We start from the raw sequence: 23,902 nt of genomic DNA on the forward strand, positions 1-23,902 counted from the left end.
TAGGGCTACGGTCCTGCCAGGGGGGCTGAGCGCTGACTGCCGGCATAGTGGTGCCTGTGGCATGGAACGAAATCCGTTCCCCGCGGTTGGGAGTTCATGCCTCCAGCTACACGCAATTGACCGGCCATGCCCTGCAGTCAGGAGCAGTGATGCAAACATATCTGGTGGAACAAATGGAGGGGGACGACGTGGTCGCGGCGAGTAATGTCAATGCGTCCAGCCCGTTCACGGCGGCGACTATGTCAACGGGACGCCAGGTTACCCTGCGGATATGGGAAAACAATTGGGTTCGTGTCACGGATGAGCTTGGAGGGGAAGTATTCGCATACTGCTTCGTTTCAGGCACTGGCGAAGCGGACGGCAGCGCACAGCCCGACACTGCGGTAAGGTAGCACAGCCGAGCGAGCGCAGGCTGGCATGCTCAACCTCGAATGATTCAAGCGATCAAGACCGCTTCGCGCATCATCCGAATGATTGATGAAAAGATCATGCCGCGGGGCGATAAGCGGCAACAATCCTAGCGTGGGGCCCTTATGTCTCTGGCGCATTTAGAATCTTCTAGGGCGATTCAAACGGTGCAGGCTGACTACCAAGCGGTGGTCTCTTGTCGATGGTCAAAAGCTCCCGATCATGCTCTTGACCATGGCGGGCCTGTTCTACGTCTGCATCAACGGATGGGAACCGGCTTCGCCGACGTCCCTGTCTTTGATCATCTGAGGGAAATCGCCGGGCGTTATTCCGAAAAATTAGCCGCCAGCGACGGCACCAACCGATTGACCTATTCCGAGCTTTTTCGGGCGGTCGAGACATTGGCCGGCTGGATTGAAGCCGTGGTTCCCGACGGAAATGCGGTTGGAATACTTCAGGCCAACTCGGTCTGGTACACCGTTGCGATGCTGGCCAGCATGGCATCCGGCCGACCGTCAGTGCCGCTTAACGTGCGAGATCCGGACTCGCGCATCAACGAAATCGTCGCCGACGCGAGGCTCTCCGCCATAATTGGCGACAAAGGCATCCACGGCCTTGATCTGCCCCAGCACGTTGCCCGGATCGAGATGGCGCAATCGTTGCAGGCAACGCCTCGTCCAGCCGCACACCGTATCGTTTCTGTCGATGCACCGGCAATCGTGCTTTATACCTCCGGCAGCACGGGCCGTCCCAAGGGGATTGTCAACAGCCAGCGGAGCTTGCTGTGCCGAGTGCAGCAATATGTCGACGCGTGCCACATCAATGCACAGGATGTTTTCCTGCCCCTGACCGGCCCGGCAACCATCGCCGGTTGTCGGGAAATCCTTGCCGCTCTTCTCACGGGTGCCACGTTGCAGCTTGTGGAGGTCGAAGCCGTTGGCCTGCGCGCGGTTCGCGGCCGTATGCAGTCGGAAGGCGTGACGATCACCTATCTGGTGCCGGCACTGCTTCGCGCTCTCCTGGCGGATGAGCCCGCGGACGCCTTTGGTTCGCTCAGGGTTGCCCGAATTGGAGGCGAGAAGGTGTCGTCGGCCGACATCCGCCTCGTGCGCAAGGCTGTCCCGCCAAATTGCCTGGTGCAGATCGGCTATTCATCGACGGAAACGACTGGATCGCAGTGGTTCTTGCCGCACGATTGGCCGGAATTCGATTCTTCAGCTCCCGTCGGTTGGCTGCTTCCGGGAATCAGCTTCGCGGTGGTCGATGAAGAGGGTTATCCGGTTCAGCCCGGCAAGATCGGAGAACTGTGGATCAGAAGCCCGTATGTCGCGCTTGGATATTGGGAAGACGGGGCTGTTGTTCCGTTTGAAGCAGATCCCGAAGACCAGACGGTTCGCGTCTTTGCGACGGGCGATCTTGTGCAAATTGGCAGTGATGGCCTGTTGCGGATCATCGGTCGCAAAGGGCGCCAGATAAAGGTCAATGGACGGCGCGTTGAGCCGGCCGAACTCGAACGGGTTCTGCGTGGCGCGCCGTCGGTGAAGGATGCCGTGGTCATCGTCACTCCGGCCAATGAACTGGTTGCGTTCGCCGTACCGCACGGCGGGGAGGGAGCCGGTTTTTGCGACGAGCTGCGCCAACTTGCCAGGACAAAATTGCCGCCGGCGCTTTGCCCGCTGCGGCTCCATGCAAGCGCCGAGATACCGCGACTGGCCAGCGGAAAGATCGATATGGCAATGCTGGCTGCAATCGACCTTTCGGTTCGGGAAACAACGCCCCCACCGCAAATCCCCCATGCGCGAAATGAAGTTCCTGCTCATCAGATCGTACGGCGTGCCTGGACCAAGGTCCTCAAGACGCGGGTCGCCCTGGGCTGCTGGGATGAAGCGGGGGGGGATTCGCTGAAGCTGCTGCATTGCGTCATGGAAATCGAAAGCGCGATCGGGCAGGAGCTCGGATTGGAAGCCTTCACGGTTGGAATGAGCTTCGATGAGATGGTTGCAGCGGTCATTTCCGCTCAAGGAGGCGGCGAGCATTCGCCCGCTTGGAAACATGAGCCTCCGCTGCTTTTCCTTTTCCCCGGGTCGGTCGGCTATGGTCCGAGCCTTGCTTCGTTCGCATCAGCAATAAGCAAGGTCGCCAGGGTGTCTCCCATCAGATATCCCGCCCTGGGCATGATCCTGCAAGGTCAGAACACTGTCGCCGCAATGGTCGAAGCTGCAATCGATCATATCAACCGCGTGCAGCCGACCGGCTGTGTTCGCCTGCTTGGTCACTCGCTCGGAGGAGCGGTCGCTTTTGAGGTTGCCGCGCGTCTGCTTGATCAAGGGCGAGCGGTAGCGTTCACGGGCATTCTGGATACCAGCCTGGTTGGCGAGCGCAGCAAGCGTTGGGAGACCATTACCCGGACATTTCACCGGATTCGAACCAATCGTATATCCGCTAGTCGGGTGGCGTGCCGCGCGCTTGCCAAGGTCGCGGTCAAAATGCACTGCGAATCCCGGCTTGCCAGCTTCCTCGACCGCCATGCCGAGGGTCAGTTCAACCCGACGAGCTTCAGAACCAAACTGGAATTACAGGAAGTTCTGCGGGCGCGCGCCTTCTTCCAATGGCTGACAGAACCCAGGCCGATACTGCCGATCACCGGCACCTTGTTCCGTTGCGCGCGGCCCGGAATGCCGCTTGCACTTGGGTGGGATCGGGCATTCGTCCATCTGGACGTCATTCCGATCGCCGGCACCCACATCGACATGGTCGTGGAGCCTCATTTGACCGTCAATCGCCCGCTCATCGAAAACGCTGTGACTGAGACCTACTCTTCAATCGAGTCACGCAAACAGGAGGCAGTGTCATCGACCTGATCGGCGAATTCAGCAGCGACGTGCTGGCGCTCGATGCCCGGCTGGAGATCGATCGCATCGTCGAGACCTTGCGCGAACAGGTTCTCGGCACACAACGGCGTCGCGGAGTGGTCGTCGGGCTCTCCGGAGGCATCGACAGTTCGGTCGTCGCAACGCTGTGCGCACGGGCGTTCGGCAGGGATAAGGTACTGGGCCTGTTCATGCCGGAGCGCGATTCGTCCGGCGACTCGTTGAGGCTTGGCCGCAGCGTCGCTGGGCAGCTTGGCATCGACACAATCCTTGAAGATATACAGCCGGCGCTCGAGGGCATCGGCGCCTACGCCCGACAGATGGAGGCCATTCGAACTGCCGTCCCTGGATATGGCGAAGGCTGGAAATGTAAGCTGGTCATGGCATCGGTGCTGGAGAGCAGCGGCCTCAATATCACGCGCCTTACGGTCGAGGATCCGGACGGAAAGATCGACACCGTGCGTCTGTCGCCGGCGGCTTACCTGCAGATTGTCGCTGCAACCAACTACAAGCAGCGGGTTCGCAAGATGACTGAATACTATCATGCGGACCGCCTCAACTATGCAGTGGCAGGCACGCCAAACCGGCTCGAATATGATCAGGGCTTCTTCGTCAAGCAGGGCGACGGCGTCGCCGACGTGATGCCTATCGTACATCTCTACAAGACCCAGGTTTACCAACTGGCGGAATATCTCGGTATTGACAAGGAGGTCCGAACAAGGCCGCCGACCACGGATACGTTTTCCATGGCGCAAACCCAGGAGGAATTCTACTTCGCCTTGCCCTATCAACTGATGGATTTGTGCCTCTACGGCATGAATCACGGAATCTCGGCCGGCGTGGTTGCCGCCGCCGCCGGCCTCACGGCCGAGCAAGTCGAGAAGGTCTATAAGGATATCGTCAGCAAACGCCGCGCCGCACGCTACCTTCACGCACGGCCGCTGCTGTCCGCTGCGATGGACAGGGATTGACCCATGTGCGGCATCGCCGGAATTGTGGCGCTGAACGCGGCTGCGGAGCCTCCTTCACGAGCCGCGCTTCTACGAATGGCAGCCGCGCTCTCCCATCGAGGCCCAGACGAGAGCGGCCTTTACCGCGATAGGCGGGCGGGACTGGCGCATACCCGCCTGTCGGTCATCGATCTCTCGACCGGGCAGCAGCCCCTCGCCGACACAGGCGATACCACCTGGATCGTGTTCAACGGCGAGATCTTCAACTACGTCGAGCTGCGTGAACAACTCATGGCTCTGGGACATCGTTTCCGCACCCGCAGCGATACGGAGGTCGTCGTGCACGCCTACCGCGCCTGGGGCGTGGCTGCGTTCGAGCGGCTGAACGGGCAGTGGGCACTTGCCATCTGGGACTCGTTGACAGGCCGCCTCGTCCTGTCGCGCGACCGGTTCGGCATCTGCCCCCTGCATTTGTGCGAACACGCTGGCCGCCTTCACTTCGCCAGCGAAGTGAAGGCAATTTTCGCAGCCGACCCCGCGATACCGCGGGCCTTCGATCCGGCGGGCGTCGACCAGACCTTCACGCTCTGGACGGTCGTACCGCCGCAAGGCGTATTTCAGGGAGTAAAGGAACTTACCCCCGGCCATGTACGCATCTACGACAATGGCAGCGTTCGTGAGCACGCTTTCTGGAAACCTTGCTATCCCGAGATCGCGGACCCGGCCCACGGCACCTTCACGGGCTCACTGGACGATGCGGTGGACGAAGTGCGCAGCGCCTTGCAGGCCGCGACGGCGCTTAGAATGGTGAAGGCGGATGTGCCGGTCGGCTGCTACCTCTCCGGCGGGCTCGACAGCTCGCTTGTCGCCATGCTCGGGAGGCGCTTCGCCGGCGCGCCGTTCCAGACCTTCTCGTTGCGTTTTGCTGACGCCGAATATGATGAAACCCGTTACCAGCGGCTGGTTGCCGGTGCGAGCGGCGGCGAGCACCACGAGGTGATGGTTTCGCGCGGTGACATCGCCGACATTTTCCCAGATGTGATCCGTCACGCCGAGCGTCCAATTCTCAGGACCGCGCCGGCGCCGTTGTTCCTTCTCTCGAGGCTGGTGCGCGAACATGGCATCAAGGTCGTGCTGACCGGCGAAGGAGCCGACGAGATGTTCGCCGGCTACGACCTGTTCCGTGAAGGCAAGGTCCGCCGCTTCTGGGGACGGCAGCCCACATCCGCCCGCCGCGCGCGACTGCTGGAACGTCTCTACCCTTATCTGAGCCGCTCGCCGGTCAAGCAGCAGGCGATGGCGCGCCAGTTCTTCGGACACGGTATCCATGCATTTGGCGCTCCCGGCTTCGCGCATGACACCCGCTGGCGCACCACCAGCGCCATCAAACGGCTGTTCTCGGCCGACATGCACGCCGAAGCGGCGCGCCACAACGCGGTGGCGGACCTGCTCGGCCGCCTGCCCGAAGAGTTCCAACGATGGGGTCCTCTCGCGCAGGACCAGTACCTTGAGATCAGGACGCTGATGTCGGGCTACCTGCTTTCCTCGCAAGGAGACAGGATGCTGATGGCCCACTCGGTCGAGGGGCGCTTCCCGTTCCTGGACGATAAGCTCGTGGCCTTGGCGAATTCGCTTCCGGCCGACTACAAGCTGCGCATTCTGGATGAGAAACACGTGCTGAAACGTGTGGCGAAATCAATCGTGCCCGCGGAAATCGTGGCCCGCAAGAAGCAACCCTACCGGGCGCCCAACGCACTTTGCTTCACGGGCGATGGCGCACCCGCCTATGTCCGCGAAGCACTCTCGGAGACTGCGCTGCGCGCGGCGAATGTCTTTGATCCGAACTCGGTCGCGCGCCTGCTGGGCAAATGCGCTGCCAAGACCGGCGATGGCGATCTGTCCAACTCGGACAACATGGCGTTGGTCGGCGTGCTGTCGACGCAGCTCCTCCATCAGCAGTTTGTCGCAAGCCGCCCATCGAGTGGGCGTGCGGTCGACCTCAGGATAGATGTCGATCACCTGCACAGGGAAGAGGTGCTGGTATGATGCATGGCGCCGTACCTCTGCTGGACGATTACCTCAGCCATTCGGCCGGCCGGCTCGGCGACAAGATGGCGCTGGTGTGCGGCGAACATCGGCTCACCTATGACGAGCTTGAGGCACGTTCCAGCGCGGTCGCCTGTCATCTTGTCGCGTCCGGGATCACCCCCGGCGACCGCGTCATGATCTTCGCCGACAACACCGTCGAGACCGTGGTCAGCTTCTGGGCGGTTCTCAAGGCGAGCGCCGTTGTATGCGTCGTCAATCCGCTCACCAAGAGCGACAAGCTGGGGTATTTGCTCAACGATTGCCTTCCGGCAGCATTGATCACCGACAAACATTTGCAGCCGATCTTTACTGAGCCGGCGCGTAACTGTCCGTCGCTGCGGCGGCTCATCGTCTCCGGTCCGGTGGACGACGCCGAACTTCGGGAATTGCCGCATGCCGTGCGCTGGAATGAGGCGGCTGCCAGCCACGGCAAAGCGCCGGCCCGCCGCCGCATCGATATCGATCTCGCAGCCATCATCTACACGTCGGGCTCGACCGGCGAACCCAAAGGCGTGATGCTGACGCACAGGAACATGATGACAGCATGCACGTCGATTGCTTCGTACCTTGAACTTGGCGAAGACGACGTGATCCTCAATGTCTTGCCCCTGGCCTTCGATTACGGCCTCTATCAGATGATAATGGCATTCCGTACCGGGGCGCGGTTGGTCCTCGAGCGCTCGTTTGCCTTCCCCGCACAGATACTTGCGGTCATTGAAAGGGAGAGAGTTACAGGCTTCCCCGGCGTGCCAACCATCTTTGCCGCGCTGTCGGATCTCAAGACGCTGAAGGCAAATGATTTTGCAAGCATAAGGTATGTCACGAACACGGCCGCGGCCCTGCCGCTCAAGCACATTCGCCTGCTCCAGGAGCTGTTTGCCGACGCCCGCATCTATTCGATGTACGGCCTGACCGAATGCAAACGCTGCACCTATCTTCCGCCGGACGATCTTGCTCGAAAACCCTTGAGCGTGGGGATCGCCATCCCGAACACCGAAATGTGGATTGTCGATGAGGATGACCGAAAGGTCGGTCCCGATGTCGTCGGCCAGTTGGTCATTCGCGGGGCAACAGTCATGAAGGGCTACTGGGGTAAGCCGGAGGCCACCGCGAGGAAGCTCAAGCCTGGCCCTTTGCCCGGCGAGCAGGTTCTGTACACCGGCGACTACTGCCGAATGGACGAGGAAGGGTACCTCTATTTTGTCGGCCGCAGCGATGAGATCATAAAATCGCGGGGAGAAAAGGTGGCGCCTAAGGAAGTCGAAAATGTGCTGATGGAAATCCCGGGAGTACGGGAAGCCGCGGTTGTCGGAGTTCCCGACGACCTGCTGGGGCAAGCAGTGAAAGCGTTTGTCGTCATGGAGCAAGGAACGATCATGGGCGAAAAGCAGCTGCGGATGGAATGTCAGAAGCGGTTGGAAAACTTCATGATTCCGAAGTCCATCCACATTGTGTCCAGTCTGCCGATGACGGACACCGGCAAGCTCAAGAAAATAGCGTTGTCATAATGCGATTCACGGAAATCATTTGGATCGGAGGCCAATTCAATGCTGAGCACGAACAACAGAATTGACACCTACAGCGATCAAATCCGCGCCTTTCTGGCCTCAAACTTCTACGTGGCCGACCCGCGTGCGCTGGAAATTGAAACGTCGTTGCTCGACCAGGGCATCATAGACTCGACTGGAGTGCTTGAAGTTATCGGCTTCGTCGAGGAGACATTCGGCATCACCGTCGAGGACAGTGAACTTCTGCCTGAGAATTTCGATTCCATCCAGGGAATTGCACGTTACGTGGTCAGCAAGGAAAACTGATCGCCGGGCTAGGTTTAAGGCGTCTCCCCCGCCGAGCGCACACCCATGGCGCAGCTCACGCTGGCGCTTTGGCCCGTGCACAAACCACCCTGGCTTCACCGGCTTTGTTCGCAACCGTGCGAATGCTCTCGTAGGCTTTGGAACGCTCAACCAAACTCATGACCTGCCGGTCCTGGCCAAGCCCGACCTCGAAAAGCAGCATCCCACCTTGCCGCAGATAGCGCCGCGCCTCCTTGATCACCCGCATATGAATGCTCAGGCCGTAGGGCCCGGCAGCGAAGGCCTCACGTGGTTCAAGCTCCATCAGATGCGCGCGGTCATTTTCGAGCCGCTTCTCCGAGATATAAGGCGGGTTGCAGACGACCAGATCGATCGTGCCTTCGAGTTCCAGACCCGAGAAGGAATTGAACAGGTCGCCCTGCAGCACCGAAATGCGTCCGGCCAGGCCAAGATGGGCGACATTCCGGCAGGTGGTTTCGACACACCTGTCAGTTACATCGCTCGCCCAGACACGCGCGGTGGGGATCTTGTATCCAATGGCGCAGGCGAGATTGCCCGCCCCGCAGCACATGTCCACGACACGCGGTACCGGCCGATTAAGTTCACGCAGCACATTGAGGGCGGCGCTGCCGAGCAGTTCGGTCTCCGGGCGAGGGACGAGCACGCCGGGCGCGACAACCAACTTCAGTCCCATGAAGTCGGTGCGGCCGGTGCTGTAGGCGCTGGCGACATCTATTTCACCAATCACGGCAAACCCGCTTTCTTGATTTTTCCCTTGTTGACTTCTCAGGCGCCCGGTCTTCACGCCGTGAGGCGAGCCATCAACCACGTGGTTCGGGCTCGGTTCACGTCCGCGCAACTACTGGATCGCCGCGCTCTGCAATTCACTGCTGAACCTCACCTCGATGGTGTCTCCAGGCGCGACCTCAGTGTCCTGGTCGACCGGTCGACCTCTCGACGCGCCGCCGGCTCCACCGGTTATTGTGATCCGCGCCTGAAAGGTTTCGCCGGCGACCGGCAGCGGAAGAGCGGACGCCCCTGATGGCTGAAGCTTCTGGCTGGCTGCGTGGAGCCTTGCAGTGGTCTCGGCGAGACGAAGGTCGGTGTCCCTCAACTCGTTCAGAAGGCCAATCCTTCTTTGATTTTCATTGCGTTCCTGCTGCCTGACGAAGTCTTCCTGCTGGCGCCGCGTTCTCATGAGTTCGACCGAGGTCTCGAGCGCCCGGCTCGACGACATCAGCACGGCACGCCTGACGTCAGCGAGCCTGCTGTTGGTCAGGTTGCCCGATTCGAACGATTTGGTGACCCGCGCCAGATCGTCCTCATCCTGTTTCACCGCGGCCGCTTCCGTCTGCTCGCGCTTGAGCAGAACCTCGACCTGAGCCTCGGCATCCTTGGCGGCCTTGTCGAGATAGCTTTGCTCCTGTTGAAAATTGTTCAGTGAAATTTTGAGACCTTCCGCTTCCGCCTGCGCCACCGCCGACACCAATGCATTCGACAGGGGCGAGCCTTGCGGCGGCTGCATGTCAAACTCTGCCTGGTTCTGAAGTTCGGCGCGGGTGCGGGCGCCATGAAAATAGTCCCGGATGTAATCGCCCCAGATCGATTCGTAGTCGCGTCGCAGATCAACGGGATCAGGTCCGCTTTGGCTTGCCCGCGACCGCAGGAGGCTGATACCGCCGGCGACCGCAATTGCCTGCCGGACAGTCATGAGTGGTCGGTAGGCCTGCTGTCCTGGCGTCAGCACATCACCAGTCACATAGATCGGGCGGTATTCCGCGATCACGGCCGTGACGTCGCTCGGCTTGATGACGATCATTTGCTCCCGGCCATCAGGCAGGCGCTGGTGGACTATTTTGGTTGGCAGCACCGCCTCCATGCGTGTCTGCAATTCGGCCGGCGTCAGCCCGCCAACCGGGATCATCCCGAACTCGGGCAGCGCGATCGAGCCATCCATCTGGACGATCGCGCGTTGCGTTCGTTCCGCTATGGAGGCAATTCCTATCTCCACCGTATCGCCGGGCGACAGCTTATAGGCGACCGGCGCTTCAGCTGCGGCTGCGATATCCAGGACCAGGCAGCCGGCAAGGGCTGCAAAGAAAATTCGGCTAACGAAGGCCATTGATGGCAATCTCCCTTTTAATTCAAGCCCGGCTGCTGCGGCCAGTCGAGATGGGCGACGAATTCGTAGATCGGCCCACCAGGCACTCCCCAATTGCTCGACCAGATCACTTGCGACCCATCAGGGGACGGTGAGGCATGTGTCTCGCTCCAATAGTCAAACGGAATGTTTCGCGTCTGCACGATGCGTCGGACCTCCTGACGGCCGTCGACACGCAGCGCGATCACTTCGCGCGTGTATGGCGCCCAGTTCGGATGGCTCCGAACCTCATCAGGATTGCCCCCGTAACTTATAAACGCCCATTCGGGCCTGTCCAAAGCACGCAGCGACGTATGCTCGGCCTCACCGTACTTCGTGAGCGACGTGACCTTTCCATCGGACAGCCGACGCTTGATCACCTGATATTCGTCCGGAGCGGATTTGCTGGTTCCGACGTAAATTTCGCTGCCATCCGCATCGAGGGTCAAATCGCCATGGCCGGGCCGATGATGGTCCTTCCACCTCTGGCGCAGGGTGCCGTCGACAGCGAAAATGGCTCGCTGCTCGGTGCCGTCGATCAGGTTTTGGAAACACAGGATGTTCTCTCCGAGCGGAGAAATGGTGCAGGCACTGGTCGTTCCGGCAACTTGGGCGAGATCGATGTCCGGGTATTTCAGACGCCGGTCGATGTCGTATGCGAAGACGACGGCAGCTCCATCATCGCGGGTCGCGCGTACGGCAATGCGGTTGCCGTCACGACTAGGATTTCCCTTGGACGGGCCGAATTCGAGATCCCGATATTTCGTTGCGGCAAATACTATGTCCTCACGATTGGTGCGGGGTGCCCAGGTCGAGATCTTTTGACCGTCGACACAGATCATTAGCTCCGCATTTCGAGGGCGCCATTCGCACTCACCCGACTTGTTGCGATGAAACAAAGGGAGGTAGGTTTTCCCGTCGAGGAAGCACATGCCGTTGCAGCCGTTCATGAGGACGAGGAGGCTCTGATCCGCATTCCAGGCTTGCGCGCTCGAGTAACGATGACTGCAATAGATTTTGCCGCAGACAATTCCGTTGCCAAGAGCTCCGGGCTGTGTGATCCGAGTAAAGCTGATCCCTGTCGCCGGATCAGTTGCAGGTTTCAGATAAGCGGGCAGATCCATTGCCGGCTCCGTGCCTGCCGCACCGCTCGGCCGGTTCCCGGCCGTGTGGAGCGCCAGCAGAGCGGCCATCAACAGCATGGCTGGTATGAGCCGCGGCAAGGTCATGTCATGTAGCTCATTTCGCGCCGGACGCGGCCTTCGCTGAGGCGCGAGCGCCACCACTCGATGGTTCTTTCCAGACCATCACGCAGGCTCGTACGTGCCCGCCATCCGACTTTATTTTCAAGGTTTGAGGAATCGGCGAGCAACGCGCGAACCTCGGAGTTCTGCGGCCGCATCCGGCTCTCATCGCGGCGGACCGGTTTCCTGGTGCCACTCAACTCGAGCACCAACTCCAAAACGTCCGAGACACTGACGGCGCGCTGGCTGCCGGCATTGTAGGCACGGCCAAATTCAAGCTCGGCCGCCCCTGCCGCCACAAATGCCGCCGCAGTGTCTTCCACAAAGGTAAGGTCACGAATAGGGCTGGTGTCGCCGACCATGATCGCCGGACAGTTCTCGTCCAGAGCCTGCCTTATGATGGTCGGCACGATGGCCCGCTCGCTCTGGCGCGGCCCGTATGTATTGAACGGCCTCAGGATGACCACCGGCACATCGAACGACCTGGCATAGGACGCCGCCATCATGTCCGCCCCGATCTTGGATGCAGAGTAGGGGGACTGTCCCTGCAACGGGTGGGATTCGTGGATCGGCATGGTCAGGGCGGTGCCATAAACCTCGCTTGTGGACGTATGCACAATGCGCTCGGTTTCCCAGTGGCGTGCCGCTTCAAGGACATTCACTGTGCCCAGCACATTGGTTTCCACATAGGATTGGGCAGCCGCGTAGGAATAGGGAATCGCAATCAGCGCAGCCAGATGAAACACCACCGCCTGGCCGCGCACGATCCTGTTGATGAACGCGCTGTCACGAACGTCCCCTCGAATGCATTGCAACTGGCTTCGAACGTGGTCGGGCAAATCATCCAGCCAGCCATGGCTGTCGAACGAGTTGTAGAGGGCCAGGGCCGTGACATCGGCACCTTCGTGCACCAGCGCTTCCGTGAGATGGGATCCGATAAATCCATCCGCACCCGTGACCAGGACCTTCCTGCCGTGATAGCTCACGACCGTGCACTCCTTCGATCGTGTGAGCCGTCAAACTGGCGAACGAACAACAATCCATTCATGCCAAACTCTCCTCACTTGCCAACTCTACCCACTTGCCGCGGGAGGCAGGGACACGCCGAAAACCGCCCTGAAGCCTCGCATTATCCAGACCAGGTCCGATACAATCGTGCGCCGCGGGTAGTAGGCGAGGTCGATCGTTGCCTTGGCCGGGAACAGGACCTCTCGATAAAACAGGAGCGGATCAAGGGAGGGCGGGTAAAAACAGGCTTCGTGACGGAAGAGAACCTGGGTGGGGCCGAGCAGGCCAGGCTTCCACTGTAGAACAGCTTCATTGCCGCCGCGGAAACAGTCGGCGAAAGCAAGGCTTTCCGGCCGCGGGCCCACAATTGCCATGTCTCCCGTGAAAACGTTCCACAGTTGGGGCAACTCATCAAGTTTCGTTGCCGCGAGAAAACGACCTATTCGCGTCATGCGGCTGTCATCGTTCATGGTCAGCGCAAGGCCGAAAGGATCGGCCGTCGTCTTGAATTTGCGGAACTTGTACATGCGAAACGGTTTTGCGCCAGCGCCCAGGCGCGTCTGTGCGAAAAGCACGGGCCAACCACCTTCGACAAAGAGTGCAACAGCAATCAGCAGCATCAGTGGAGCGAGTGCCATTCCCCCTGCTGCGGCGAGGATGATGTCCATCGAGCGTCTGGCAATTCCGTGGCTGGTGCCAGCTACGGCGGGCCGATGCATCGTCACGTCGAGTGCGTTCATGCCGCCGCTCCCGCACGCCCGCTGCTTTCAATCGCGGTGGCCAATGCAACAACCACCGACTCGATCGCACTTGCCGTAATTTGCGGGTGCAGTGGAATCGTCAACTCCCGCTGCGCGAAGTCCTCGGTCTTCGGGAGATGGATCTCAGTGAACATTTGGCGATAGAGCGTCATCTGGTGCACGGGCGTATAGTGGATTGTGGTCTGTATTCCCTTCGTTCGCAGATGGTCGATCACCGTTTGCCGGTCGACGTCATGTGGCAGGAGGACAGGCATGATGTGGTAGGCCGACGTCCGCGGTTTGCAGAACGGGACTGTCACGGCCGAGCAATAGTCTGCGATCAGGCGTCGATAAAGGACGACCAATATGCGCCGGATTTCATTCCATTCTTGCAGGTTCTGAAGCTGGACCAGGCCAATAGCGGCGCGCAATTCATCCATGCGATAATTGAAACCGAGCATCGTCACATCGTATTGCGGCGTGCGGCTGTTCAGCCGCTGATGTGTGCCACTGGTCATCCCATGTCCGCGAGCCTGGCGGATCGCTTCACGGAGCCGTGCATCCCGGGCGATAACGGCCCCACCTTCCGCGGTGGTCATGTTCTTGTTGCCGTAGAAGCTAAAGGCCGCGGCGGCACCATAAGTCCCCACCTCCTTAAGGCCGGGAGCATGCGCGGCATCCTCGACGATATGCAGTCCTCGCACACGGGCAAATCTCTGCCATTCTTCCCGGTCGGCGAGGTAGCCGGCAAAATGGACGAGAATGACAGCCTTGGTACGTCCGGTGCACTTGGCTTCCGCGTCGCTTAGGGACATCAGTGGCACTTCGGCCGACTCTATGTCGACGAATACCGGTGTTGCTCCCACGTAAAGCACTGCATTCGCGGTCGCCACGAAGGTCAGCGAGGGAACCAGCACTTCGTCTCCGGGGCCGATCCCAAGTGCATGGAGAATGAGATGCAGGGCGGCGGTGCAAGAGCTGACGGCAACGCAATCGGCCGCATCATGCACGGCCGCGAAGGCCTCTTCAAAGGCTCGTACCTGGTCCCCCATCGTCAGCCATCCACTGTCGACAACTTTGGCCAGGGCCGCCTTTTCCGGAAAGCCAAGAATAGGAGCGCTGACCAAGAGCATTACGACCTCCTCATGTTGGCGCGGTCGAGCGTTCAGCCCAGCCCTAAGCGGCCGCTGCCGAGACCTCGATCGATGCGGACTGCTCTTCCCAAGCGATGGTTTGTGCGTTTTGAAAATCTTCAACGCGTCCGATATCCAGCCAAAGCCCGTCATGTTTGTAGACGTGGACATTCGTGCCGTTTTGCATCATCTGCAGCATGAGGTCGTCGAATCCGAAGGCGATTCCGTCAGGGATAAAGCGGAAAACGTCTGGATTCATGCAATATATTCCCATGCTTACGAGATGAGATAGCGTCGGTTTTTCACGAAATACCTTCACAGTATTGTCGATCTCGTCGATTACGCCGAAGTCCATCTTGATGACGCGCGAAGCGGTGGCTATGGTGACTGGATCCGTGTGAGCGCGATGTGATGCCACAAACCGGCTGAGACTGAGATCGGTAAGTACGTCCCCATTGAGAACAATGAACGGCTCGTCCAGTTCCTCCCTGATTAGGGAGAGCGGGCCAATAGTGCCGAGAGGTTCCAGCTCCTGAGTATAGCGTATCCTTAGGTTCCACTGTGATCCGTCTCCGCATACGGTGCGGATCAAGTGCCCCAGATAGCCGGTCGTGACGTAGACTTCCTGAATGCCGTTCCGTCGCAGCCACTTCAAAAGCAATTCAAGAACCGGTCGAGCACCGATCGGCATGAGAGGCTTGGGCAAGATGGATGTGAAAGGCCGAAGGCGTGTTCCCATTCCACCGCACTGAATGACCGCTTTCATCTCGTCCTCCTATTGATACGACTGTCGCGGTGTGATGGGTCCAGCCCACCGGCCGGAAGGTACGCCAGTGTTGGTTTCGCCTCTCCGGAGTGCAGCGATGGTAAGTGGCGCCCGGGAAGGCGTCGTCGTGCATTTGAATGGCACTTTCCCGGCCTTTTGATTCAATATTCCAGCTGGCAGGACATGGGCGCGACAGGGCGATCAATCAGAGCGGGGGAGCTGTGGCCACTCGATTGGCAACTACTGCGCGCATGCCCGGCGCCGGTAGCGACCTTCTCGGAAGGGCATCGCTATCGTTCGTACGAAAAAAACACTTTGCTATCTGGCCCTGAAATGTGTGCGATTGTAAGCTATATTAGCAGGTTGATATGTGCGGATGGGCGGCGGCGAGCGTCGACATACGGGGGATCAGCGGGCGGCTGATCCGTGTTGGGTCACCGTGTAGTCCATCCAAAGGGAGGTTTCGGCAGCTAGGGACACATGCGGGCTGCCAAAAGGTGGGTGGTTCATGTATCGAATTATCATCGCCGATGACCACGGCTTGTATCGCCGTGGGCTGCGACTGGCATTGACAGCCGGCATTCCAGACTTGGAAATATTCGAAGCGGCGTGTTTTGATACCGTCATAAGCCTGCTTGAAGATCAGGCGCCCGTTGATCTCGCCATCATCGACCTGAACATGCCGGGACTGTCCGGTCAGGATGATCTTCGCGACGTCTTACCGGCTCATCCCGACACACGGTTTGCAATTGTCTCGGGGACGGATTCACGCGCCGAGATTCTGACTGCCCTTTCGATTGGGCTTCATGGCTATATCGTAAAGTCCCAAACGGACGAGGAGGTGCTCCTGGCGGTGAACGAAATCCTGGCCGGCCGTATTTACGTTCCGGCACTTCTTTCACAAAGGTCTAAGGAATCGGTACGCCTTCCATCCGAGGCTCCCACGCAAATGCCCCACAGGACCATCAGCGTCAACAATCTGGGCAGACTTACGTCCAGACAGAGGGAAGTCCTCAGGTTGATGGCCGAGGGTTACTCGAATAAAGAGATTGCCCGCTCTCTCGAAATTGCAGAAGCGACGACGAAGATTCATGCTGCCGCCGTCCTGCGCGAACTTGGGGCACGAAATCGGACGGAAGCCGCGGTCTTGCTGAAGACATGGGCCGCCAGAGACATCAACTAGCGCCGATTGCTTTTGGCGGCAGCCGGACCGAATATTTCAGTCCGTGATCCTGCATCTCAAGCTTGGAAGAGTGGCCCACGATAGGCTCACCGTCGGCTCCAATGATCAACGACCCAAAACCACGCCGAGCCGAGGTGAAGACCCGGCGCTCTCCCGATTCCGACCATTCAAACACTATGTCGGCGCCGGGCTCCTGGGCTGCGAATTGCCACACGACCTCGATCCGGCCCGCCGGAGTGCCGAGAGCCCCATGCTTAACGGAATTGGTCGTAAGTTCGTGAACGATCATTGCGAAGCTCTCAGCCGAACCCTCAGCCATTTTAAGCTCTGGTCCACTGATCGAAATGTTGTGCGTCCCGATATAGGGCTGCAACTCCTGAACGATGAGGTCGCGCAGGGAAGCCGACAGGCTGCCATCGCGTGAAAGAAGCAGATGCGTCGCCTGGAGTGCGCCGATTTTTTCGATCAATGTCTGCTTATAACGGGCGATATCGTTGTCGGGGTCACCAACCATATTTACAAGCGCCGTGATCACCGGAAACAGATTGTTGAGCCTATGGCGTTGTTCAAGCATGGCCCGCTCTCGCTTCTTTGCCGCAGCCCGCAGCAGAATGGTTATGCGCCGATCGGTGAGATCCGCGGCGACCCCTATTCGCTGTGCACGTCCATCGCGCAATTCGTCCCGTCCCCGAAGAGCAATCCAGCGGATATGCCCGCCAGTTCGCCTGATGCGGATCTCCGCGTCATAGTTGGCGCCTGATGCTAGCTCTCCCGGTGTGGTCAGATTCGGCAAGTCGGCGGGGTGAACGACCGCGGCCAATTCCTGCAATGGACGGCTCGGCGCGGGTGCCAGTCCCATCATGTCCCAGAACGCGGCAGAGCCGTTCACGGACCCGCTCTCGAAATCTATGCGCCATGTTCCCAACCGGCTGGACGATAGCGCTAAGTCCAACCATTCCTTCTGAGCCCGGAGTGCCTCACGGGCGGTTCGCTCTCCCGATATATCGTCCACTACTACAAAGATGGTTTGAGGGAGAGCATCGGCTGGCACGGCCAAAGACAGTGCCAGTCTTGTCCACAAAACCGTGCCGTCTTTTCTCCGGAAACGGATTTCCGAGCCGAACGAAGTCGTGTCTTTGAGGCGAGTCAACGCTTCCGCCAAAGTGTGGTTGTCGTCAGGATGGATGAGTGCGCTGAGCGGCATACTAGAAAGCTCCTCCTCGGCATACCCTGTCATCTCACAAAGGCGTTTGTTGGACCGTTGCAACTCTCCGTTCTCGCTCATGTTGGCAAAGCCAATGGCGGCACGTTCGAATGCCCAACGATAGCTGTTTTCGGTTGCCTCTAAGGCCACGAGTCTATCCTCGGCAACCTGCAAAAGGGTGCGGTAGTCTTGCCTCTGCCGGTGGAAAGTCAGGGCGATCATCCCCCCTGCAACCAGCAGCAGAATGGCCTGAATCCAAACGTCGACGTCGATTGGATTGTGCAGGATATCCCGCGCCAACAAGCCGACGACCACCATCACAAACGTTGCCGCAAGGGCGATCAGGCGATCTTCGAGATATGAGATGGCAATAATGGTGGGAACAAACTCAGAAAAACCAATGTCGTATGCCGTGGAGGTGGGCAGCGCTGTCTCGACCGCAAGTGTCGCGATCAGGAGCGAGATCGAGGCAAGGTGGGTTAGCAACTTGCCTGAGCTGTTCGGATGCAAACTGAGCGAATGCAGACGCATGTGCCAGACTATAACCTTCTGACTAGTCCGTCGAGATTAGACCGAAAAGCGTACAGACTAGTCCGACCGCACGATTGTTCCCCGGAATTGTAGCGCGCATTTTGTACAATGTCGGGGGCGGATCGGACCGCAACTCTCCAAGCGACCTGACTGACATGTTTAAGGAACCTCCTTTTGACTGGGAGGCGTTGCCGTTTTGCGGGAGGTAAGAAAATGGCATTGGTTGGTAGGCAAGATGATGGAGTTCTTGGTCGCCAATATGGGAGTTTCGGGGGAAAGCCCGTCTCCGTCTTGAGAACGCAAGGTGGCCATGGTTCCACCTGGCATCAAACGCCAGAAAGGTTCGACGGCGTGGCTGTCGAGCCACGGCAGAGCAGCCTTGCATCTGTTGTAGGAATGCTTGATCGCATCGGTTGTGGCTATCTGATCCTGAACAGCGACAGGAAGGTCATGGAGTGGAATTCAGCCGCTCAAAACACCTTGGAGCGCGAGGGCGAGGCAGCTGATACGGCCGGCAAGGTGTCTGTTGCTCTTAGACGGCTGATCGCAAACGTGCCGGGCAATTTCCTTCCCGGCACGCTTTCATGGGTGGTGATCCGCGGCATGGGCGACAGGCCCTTGATCCTGAACGAGAAGGGCATAGCAACGCCTGACGCGACAAGTATCGTGGCGCTGCTGGATCGTGAAAACAGGTCCGGGCCAAATCCCCAGACGCTGCAAAGAATGTTTGGCCTGACCAGTGCCGAAACGCAGCTCGCGCTGCGCTTGGCGCAGGGCGATGCCCCTTTGGAAATAGCCCGTAACCGGCGCTTGAGCCGGACCACGATAAGGTCGCAGCTGGCGTCGCTGTTCGCCAAGACCGATACACGGCGCCAGGCGGAACTGGTAGCTCTTCTTGGGCGCATATGCGTCTTGCCGTAAGGTAAACGCCCGCACGATGCGCGCGCACAAGAGGCTTGTGCGCGCGCAATCTGTCGCCTGTGTGCTTGTTGGCCCAGCCCCACCTTACCGCCGTCGCGTGCGCACCCGGCCCAATCTCGGGCGGATTGCAAACACGTGGTTGAGCACGTGCCAGCTCGCCACCTTCATGACCGAAGGCCGGAAGATCTGAATGCCATCCAGGAACGTGGTCAACCAGGACTGCTGGTGGAACCTCATGGGAATACGAGCAACCCGCAACGCCCGCAGCAATGTCTCGGGAGGCGGGAGATGGTTGCGATCCTTGATGAGATTCCAGTTAAGCTGCTTGACGGCGAGGGTCACTTCGTCGACCTCGCGGAAACTCTTTGACGTGGTAATGCTTGGATGGTTCGTTGCATCGTAAAAGGTAAGCGGATCGCTTATCGCCACCATGTCCCCATGGCTGGCTAGATCGACAAAGAACAGTTGATCCACTCCGGCCGGAATTTCTTTGTGCGTGCGCATCAAGCAGCCGGCACGAATGACCTCGCTGTTGATCAACAATGTGGATGGAATGATCCCCAGGCAGCGTGTCGCGCGCACCAGATAGAGGTCCATCAGGCACTGCTGGCTGGAATAAAACGAGATCGGTTCCTGCTCCTTGGGGACTTGGCGAAATCTCACTCGCTTGTCCTCGATTATGTTTGCGGCAGACGTCATGAAGGCGACCGAGGGATGCTGATTGGCAACTTCGGCGAATGTCCTGAGTGCACCTGGCGCAAGCCAGTCATCGTCATGCAGCAACTTGATCCACCGTCCGGAGCAAGCCAGCATAGCGTTGTTGGTGTTCTCCACCTGACCGCGACCTCGGCTGTTTTCGATGATGCGAATGCGAGGTTCGCTTCGTGCATAGTCGGTCACGATAGCCCAGGTCTCGCCCTCCGGTCCCTCGTCGTCGCTCACGACCAATTCCCAATCGGCGTAGTCCTGACCCAGGACGCTGTCGATCGCCCTGCGGATCGTATCCGGTCGGCGAAAGGTTGGTATCCCGACCGAGATAAAAGGGCATGACCATGAGACATCGGCGCGGTCATGCTGGGTGACCGCAACTGCCGTTTGAAGGTTGTCAACCGACGACGAATTCATGGTGTTTTTTCCTCGAGACATTCATGTTGGATGCACGTTGCAGCGCCTGCTGGTTGAGGGTCGTGGGTCAACAGATACAGCGATGCTGCCAATTTCAGAGCGAAACCCGCCGCGCCGCCGGCGGCCATGAAATAGATGACGGTGACTGGCTGCCAGCCCGCCTGGGCGCCGGCGAGCAGCGGGCCAAACACGAGAACCGCTCGTGCGAGGTCGATGACCAGTCTCGTTCCTTGCCGACGCAACAGAGCGGGAACATCGCTAAGCGGAGTCGACAACGCTTGTGCCGCGCCCATCAGCGCCAGTGCGGTCATGATTTCCGCAGTGGGCATCCAAGGCTTGCCCAGGAGCGGAACGACCACATAGGGCGCGGCGAGTCCAAGCAGCAATATCGGCACCGCGGTAAAGCCGGCGGCCAGCAGGAGAAGCCCGCGTGCCACACCAAGCAGGTGTCCACGATTGTTGTTCTGGTTTGCTTCGGCGACAAAAACATTGCTGAGCGGTGAAGCGATCAGCGTCACTGGACCGGTAACCAGGCGCGTTGCTACGCCCAAATATCCGGCAAATGCGGTGCCGAACAGCCCACCGACAAGAACTGCCGGAAGATTGTTGATCGCTATGCTCGCGAGCGTTGCGGGGATATCGAACAGAGGAAATTTGTATTCTCGCCGAGCCTTTTCGAACACCGCGCGCCAAGGTGCCCGGGCGATGCCGCGCAAATCTTCCCAGCTCGTCACCCGATAACCGATATACCCGATAAAGACGAACTGGCTCAAAATATGCGCATGGATCATCGCTTCGCCGCCGAGGTTGGCGATGCCGAAGACCAATTGCAGTGCAGCCATGCTCGCCGGCAGGATCAGCCGCCCCAGGGCAAAGTCGCGCAAAAGCCCGGCACGCAGGCTCCAGCAGTTCATGGCCTCGACCAGACCTGCGCCTCCCATTCCGATCGGAATGAGCCAGGCGAGCGAGCCGAGGCGATTGGGAGCAAGGTGCGACAGCATCTGTCCGACCGAAAAGGCCAGGACGGTCGTCATGAACACAGCCAAAAGGATAAGCTTGACCGTCACATAGGCCTGCGCGCTGCCCTTCACCCCATAGAGTGACGCCTCGAAGCGCAATGCCGCGACCCCGGCGAGTATGTTCACGATCGACAGATAAATCGTAAAGATGCCGAAATCCGCAGGCGAATAGAGACGCGCCAAAACCGGAATTGCAGCAAGAAGGGTGAGTTGGCCGGCAATTGCCATCGCCGACACTTCACCAGCTGCACGAATGATCGAACCGATCGTGCTCGGCCGAACAGCGATGATGGCTGTGTCGGCCGCGGGAACCATCTTGGGTCTCAGAAGGTCGCTTGATGCCATCGGTTCGCGCTTCCGAGGGAGGCAAATATCGGGGATTGCCGCAGCCTACGATGCACACCGGACCTTGCCATCATTCACCTGAATGACGCACTCTGCGGACAGGCTGCACCGCGAATCGTCCTAGCCTCCCTGGATGAACCGCGCCTAATCGTCCGCAGCCCAAGGACGAGCCTGTGCCTGGTCATGCTATTTGCTCGCGCAGGAGGTCGGCGCTATCCTCAAGCCGATATCCGGCATGTTTTTTCAAGTTCACTTGTGTGAGGACGCTGCCGACAGGTGTCGCAAGAGACCCGTTCGCCTGAAGGAGTTCCAGCACCCCGCGAGCGAGGGTGCGTGGCGTTTTCCTCCATCGGACGGCGAAAAGCACCGCATCAGCCCATCCAGCCAGAAATTTGGCTTCCGGCCGCCCGAGCGCCGACGGCAGGTTTATGATGATGATGCGATAGGTCAAGTGCAGATCCGCCATCACTTTGCCCCCATCCTCGCAGGACAACACCGCCAGCAGATCGTCCGACGGAGCAGCGGTCATCACGTCGATGCCGATTTCATGCAGACTGGCCACGGCATTTTCCAGGTTGCTGCGATCACAGACATAGTCAGCGAAGGAATGGCGGTTCTTGCGCTCGCTGAACTGATGCAGGAACTCGAGCGTGAGTTGAACGCCCTTGCGTTCAAGATCGATCAAGAGGACTCGACCGCCCATCCGCGTGCCAGCCAGCGCCAAACTCCATGCGAGCTCGGTCCCCCCATCCTCCGGCACGCTGGAGGTGACAAGCGCCGTGTACGACGAACGAGCCTTCAGCGCATTGGGTGCTGCTGCAATCAGCAACGACGTCACAGCGCGGCTATAGGCGGAGCTGCGCTCGCCCAGGACAAGGGTTCGCAGTCGTTTGGCATGCACCCTGCCTGCTTCGGGAATTTGCCCCATACATGGAACCTTGAGCACCGCTTCCGCCTCGGCCTCGCCGCGGAAAGTCCGATCGAAGTGATTGCGCATCGTGACGAAAATCGCCCCCAGAATAGCGAACACAATCATCCCGGGCGGGACAAGGAAGATGGCAGGCAAGGTCTGCGGGATGGTCGGCGGCCACGCCGCCGATAGGATGGAAATTCCAGCCGAGGGAACTCCGATACGCCGCGTCAAATCCTGTTGCCGGCCAAGAAGTTCGTTATATCGCTGGGTCAGCAAACTGACCTGCGGCTCGAGAGCCCGCAACCCGGAAAGCCGGCTGGCGGTGTCGGCCATGACCGCATCCAAAATGGCCTTCCGGCTTTCAAGAGTGGCGATCTGGGCACGGAAAATGTTTGCGTCCGCAGCAATCTCGTCGATGCCTTGTTCGATCTTGCTTTCGGTCGTGTTTCTGAGTTCCTGATCCGCAGGCGCGCGAGCCTGTCGAGCCGCAAGGTCGGCAAGTTCAGGCCCGCCAATAGCTTCAGCCACAGAGGCGAAAGAAGCCCCCTGCGTTCGAAGCTCCTGAACATGTCGCAGCCGAGTTTCCACAGCGGCCAGATCCGCGTTTGACATCGATAATTGCTGGCTGAGGTCAGCCCGTTCCCTGGCTGCATTGTCCGCCGAGCCTTGGTCGATGGCTCCGTGGCTCAGCCGATATTTCTCGAGGCGGTCGGCCGCTGCTTGAAGATCGTTTTGCAGCCTAGGCAGGCTGGTGGTGATCGCATCGAGTTCTTGCTGGTCGGATGCCTGCCTTCTCCTTAATAGATTGTCGACATAGACCTGAGCGAATGTGTTGGCCACGAGCGCTGCCCGTGCGGGACTGTCATCGGCGAAAGCGACGGAGATTACTCTCGATCGCAGCTCCTGCCCGACCCGCATTCCTCGCCGCAGGGCTCTCAATTCGGAGGCATCCGCGGCTTGTGAATCGTTGATTGTTTCGTCCGCTCCTGGCCACAGCCGGTCCAGTAGACCACCGGCAAGTGAGCGTGTCCTCGGGGGAGGGATGGCAGACGGCTCAAGCCGGGAATTCTTGGTGGCGGAATTGTCCTTTCCGGTGTCCGCCGCACCTGTCTTGCGCAGTGCCGCCATGACGCGGCGCAGGTGATCTTGCGACGATAGCATCGTGATGTGGTCATCTATGCTTGAATCAACGAGGTCCTGCGAAGACGGGGCGCCGACGGGCAGTGAACCGCGCGAAGGGGCATCGATGATAAGCTGGGTAGTTGCCTCGTAGAGAACCGGCCGAAGGCTTCCCAGCAACCCCGCCAGCAGGCCGCCCAACACAGCGAAGGCAACAATGGACCATTTTCGCCTTGCCAGAATCACGAAGAGCTGGCGCGATGCGGTGGGCGGCTCGACATATTCACGCAATGACCGCACGTGCACTCTGCCTTCGAGAACCGGTGCCGGCGGTTGATTGACCCGTGGCAGCTGGATCGGGCTGATTGCGGAACCTACCAT

At 59.5% G+C, this 23,902-nt stretch carries 18 protein-coding genes; 7 read left to right on the plus strand and 11 right to left on the minus strand.

Annotated elements, in window-relative coordinates; all coding sequences use genetic code 11:
* Nucleotides 1–674 precede the first annotated feature (674 nt).
* The 5 genes from LB558_RS03880 to LB558_RS03900 are packed head-to-tail and all read left to right on the plus strand — an operon-like array spanning nucleotide 675 to nucleotide 8,130.
* Complete coding sequence (locus LB558_RS03880; protein ID WP_224696304.1) at nucleotides 675–3,269, plus strand: non-ribosomal peptide synthetase; 2,595 nt, start codon at nucleotides 675–677, stop codon at nucleotides 3,267–3,269.
* Entirely contained in the window at nucleotides 3,266–4,249 is a 984-nt protein-coding gene (gene nadE, locus LB558_RS03885; RefSeq protein WP_263494691.1) for an NAD(+) synthase, read from the plus strand. The genes LB558_RS03880 and nadE overlap by 4 nt, the downstream gene beginning before the upstream one ends.
* Before the next feature lie 3 nt (nucleotides 4,250–4,252).
* Nucleotides 4,253–6,274: an asparagine synthase (glutamine-hydrolyzing) gene (asnB, locus tag LB558_RS03890; RefSeq protein ID WP_224696306.1), complete on the plus strand. Its 2,022-nt coding sequence runs from the start codon at nucleotides 4,253–4,255 to the stop codon at nucleotides 6,272–6,274.
* Complete coding sequence (locus tag LB558_RS03895; RefSeq protein ID WP_224696307.1) at nucleotides 6,271–7,824, plus strand: class I adenylate-forming enzyme family protein; 1,554 nt, start codon at nucleotides 6,271–6,273, stop codon at nucleotides 7,822–7,824. The genes asnB and LB558_RS03895 overlap by 4 nt, the downstream gene beginning before the upstream one ends.
* 39 nt (nucleotides 7,825–7,863) lie before the next feature.
* Nucleotides 7,864–8,130, plus strand: a complete 267-nt coding sequence (locus LB558_RS03900; protein WP_127294349.1) for an acyl carrier protein — start codon at nucleotides 7,864–7,866, stop codon at nucleotides 8,128–8,130.
* Nucleotides 8,131–8,185: 55 nt separating this feature from the next.
* On the opposite strand, the gene LB558_RS03905 is transcribed toward LB558_RS03900, so the two are convergent.
* From LB558_RS03905 to LB558_RS03935, 7 genes are all read right to left on the minus strand, one after another.
* Nucleotides 8,186–8,878: a N5-glutamine methyltransferase family protein gene (locus tag LB558_RS03905; protein ID WP_224696738.1), complete on the minus strand. Its 693-nt coding sequence runs from the start codon at nucleotides 8,876–8,878 to the stop codon at nucleotides 8,186–8,188.
* Nucleotides 8,879–8,989: 111 nt separating this feature from the next.
* The gene (locus tag LB558_RS03910; RefSeq protein WP_224696308.1) at nucleotides 8,990–10,345 is read right to left on the minus strand and encodes a polysaccharide biosynthesis/export family protein; all 1,356 of its coding nucleotides are present in this window, start codon (nucleotides 10,343–10,345) and stop codon (nucleotides 8,990–8,992) included.
* The gene (locus LB558_RS03915) at nucleotides 10,270–11,499 is read right to left on the minus strand and encodes a hypothetical protein (RefSeq protein ID WP_224696309.1); all 1,230 of its coding nucleotides are present in this window, start codon (nucleotides 11,497–11,499) and stop codon (nucleotides 10,270–10,272) included. Before LB558_RS03915 ends, LB558_RS03910 begins: the two co-directional genes overlap by 76 nt.
* Nucleotides 11,496–12,500, minus strand: coding sequence for an SDR family NAD(P)-dependent oxidoreductase (locus LB558_RS03920; protein ID WP_224696310.1), 1,005 nt, complete (start codon nucleotides 12,498–12,500; stop codon nucleotides 11,496–11,498). The genes LB558_RS03915 and LB558_RS03920 overlap by 4 nt, the downstream gene beginning before the upstream one ends.
* Before the next feature lie 87 nt (nucleotides 12,501–12,587).
* Complete coding sequence (locus tag LB558_RS03925; RefSeq protein ID WP_224696311.1) at nucleotides 12,588–13,262, minus strand: sugar transferase; 675 nt, start codon at nucleotides 13,260–13,262, stop codon at nucleotides 12,588–12,590.
* Nucleotides 13,259–14,395 carry a DegT/DnrJ/EryC1/StrS family aminotransferase gene (locus LB558_RS03930; RefSeq protein WP_224696312.1) on the minus strand — a complete coding sequence of 379 codons (1,137 nt, stop codon included), beginning with the start codon at nucleotides 14,393–14,395 and terminating at the stop codon, nucleotides 13,259–13,261. The genes LB558_RS03925 and LB558_RS03930 overlap by 4 nt, the downstream gene beginning before the upstream one ends.
* A 43-nt stretch (nucleotides 14,396–14,438) precedes the next feature.
* Nucleotides 14,439–15,161 carry a nucleotidyltransferase family protein gene (locus LB558_RS03935; protein WP_224696313.1) on the minus strand — a complete coding sequence of 241 codons (723 nt, stop codon included), beginning with the start codon at nucleotides 15,159–15,161 and terminating at the stop codon, nucleotides 14,439–14,441.
* A 508-nt stretch (nucleotides 15,162–15,669) separates the two neighbouring features.
* Here LB558_RS03935 and LB558_RS03940 point away from each other — a divergent pair.
* On the plus strand, nucleotides 15,670–16,344 hold the full coding sequence (locus LB558_RS03940; protein ID WP_224696314.1) for a LuxR C-terminal-related transcriptional regulator: 675 nt from the start codon (nucleotides 15,670–15,672) through the stop codon (nucleotides 16,342–16,344).
* On the opposite strand, the gene LB558_RS03945 is transcribed toward LB558_RS03940, so the two are convergent.
* Nucleotides 16,337–18,079: a PAS domain-containing protein gene (locus LB558_RS03945; RefSeq protein WP_224696315.1), complete on the minus strand. Its 1,743-nt coding sequence runs from the start codon at nucleotides 18,077–18,079 to the stop codon at nucleotides 16,337–16,339. The two genes, LB558_RS03940 and LB558_RS03945, sit on opposite strands and share 8 nt — an antisense overlap.
* A 396-nt stretch (nucleotides 18,080–18,475) precedes the next feature.
* On the opposite strand from LB558_RS03945, the gene LB558_RS03950 reads away from it, so the two are divergent.
* Nucleotides 18,476–19,000: a helix-turn-helix transcriptional regulator gene (locus LB558_RS03950; protein ID WP_224696316.1), complete on the plus strand. Its 525-nt coding sequence runs from the start codon at nucleotides 18,476–18,478 to the stop codon at nucleotides 18,998–19,000.
* 84 nt (nucleotides 19,001–19,084) lie between these two features.
* Here LB558_RS03950 and LB558_RS03955 read toward each other — a convergent pair whose 3' ends face one another.
* The 3 genes from LB558_RS03955 to LB558_RS03965 all read right to left on the minus strand — a co-directional run bounded on the left by LB558_RS03955 (nucleotide 19,085) and on the right by LB558_RS03965 (nucleotide 23,902).
* Nucleotides 19,085–20,125: a glycosyltransferase family 2 protein gene (locus tag LB558_RS03955; RefSeq protein WP_224696317.1), complete on the minus strand. Its 1,041-nt coding sequence runs from the start codon at nucleotides 20,123–20,125 to the stop codon at nucleotides 19,085–19,087.
* Nucleotides 20,122–21,489 (minus strand): lipopolysaccharide biosynthesis protein, encoded by a 1,368-nt coding sequence (locus LB558_RS03960; protein WP_224696318.1) that lies wholly within the window; start codon nucleotides 21,487–21,489, stop codon nucleotides 20,122–20,124. The genes LB558_RS03955 and LB558_RS03960 overlap by 4 nt, the downstream gene beginning before the upstream one ends.
* Nucleotides 21,490–21,670: 181 nt before the next feature.
* Nucleotides 21,671–23,902, minus strand: a complete 2,232-nt coding sequence (locus LB558_RS03965) for a GumC family protein (RefSeq protein ID WP_224696319.1) — start codon at nucleotides 23,900–23,902, stop codon at nucleotides 21,671–21,673.

The sequence above is a fragment of the Mesorhizobium sp. CO1-1-8 genome, from assembly GCF_020164875.1.
Classification (GTDB): Bacteria; Pseudomonadota; Alphaproteobacteria; order Rhizobiales; family Rhizobiaceae; genus Mesorhizobium.

Bases quoted from the DNA above. Each gene is read 5' to 3' on its own strand.
- LB558_RS03880 (WP_224696304.1), top strand. From the start codon at position 675: ATGGGAACCGGCTTCGCCGACGTCCCTGTCTTTGATCATCTGAGGGAA.
- asnB (WP_224696306.1), top strand. From the start codon at position 4,253: ATGTGCGGCATCGCCGGAATTGTGGCGCTGAACGCGGCTGCGGAGCCT.
- LB558_RS03895 (WP_224696307.1), top strand. From the start codon at position 6,271: ATGATGCATGGCGCCGTACCTCTGCTGGACGATTACCTCAGCCATTCG.
- LB558_RS03900 (WP_127294349.1), top strand. From the start codon at position 7,864: ATGCTGAGCACGAACAACAGAATTGACACCTACAGCGATCAAATCCGC.
- LB558_RS03915 (WP_224696309.1), bottom strand. From the start codon at position 11,499: ATGACCTTGCCGCGGCTCATACCAGCCATGCTGTTGATGGCCGCTCTG.
- LB558_RS03925 (WP_224696311.1), bottom strand. From the start codon at position 13,262: ATGAACGCACTCGACGTGACGATGCATCGGCCCGCCGTAGCTGGCACC.
- LB558_RS03930 (WP_224696312.1), bottom strand. From the start codon at position 14,395: ATGCTCTTGGTCAGCGCTCCTATTCTTGGCTTTCCGGAAAAGGCGGCC.
- LB558_RS03935 (WP_224696313.1), bottom strand. From the start codon at position 15,161: ATGAAAGCGGTCATTCAGTGCGGTGGAATGGGAACACGCCTTCGGCCT.
- LB558_RS03940 (WP_224696314.1), top strand. From the start codon at position 15,670: ATGTATCGAATTATCATCGCCGATGACCACGGCTTGTATCGCCGTGGG.
- LB558_RS03945 (WP_224696315.1), bottom strand. From the start codon at position 18,079: ATGCGTCTGCATTCGCTCAGTTTGCATCCGAACAGCTCAGGCAAGTTG.
- LB558_RS03950 (WP_224696316.1), top strand. From the start codon at position 18,476: ATGCTTGATCGCATCGGTTGTGGCTATCTGATCCTGAACAGCGACAGG.
- LB558_RS03955 (WP_224696317.1), bottom strand. From the start codon at position 20,125: ATGAATTCGTCGTCGGTTGACAACCTTCAAACGGCAGTTGCGGTCACC.
- LB558_RS03960 (WP_224696318.1), bottom strand. From the start codon at position 21,489: ATGGCATCAAGCGACCTTCTGAGACCCAAGATGGTTCCCGCGGCCGAC.
- LB558_RS03965 (WP_224696319.1), bottom strand. From the start codon at position 23,902: ATGGTAGGTTCCGCAATCAGCCCGATCCAGCTGCCACGGGTCAATCAA.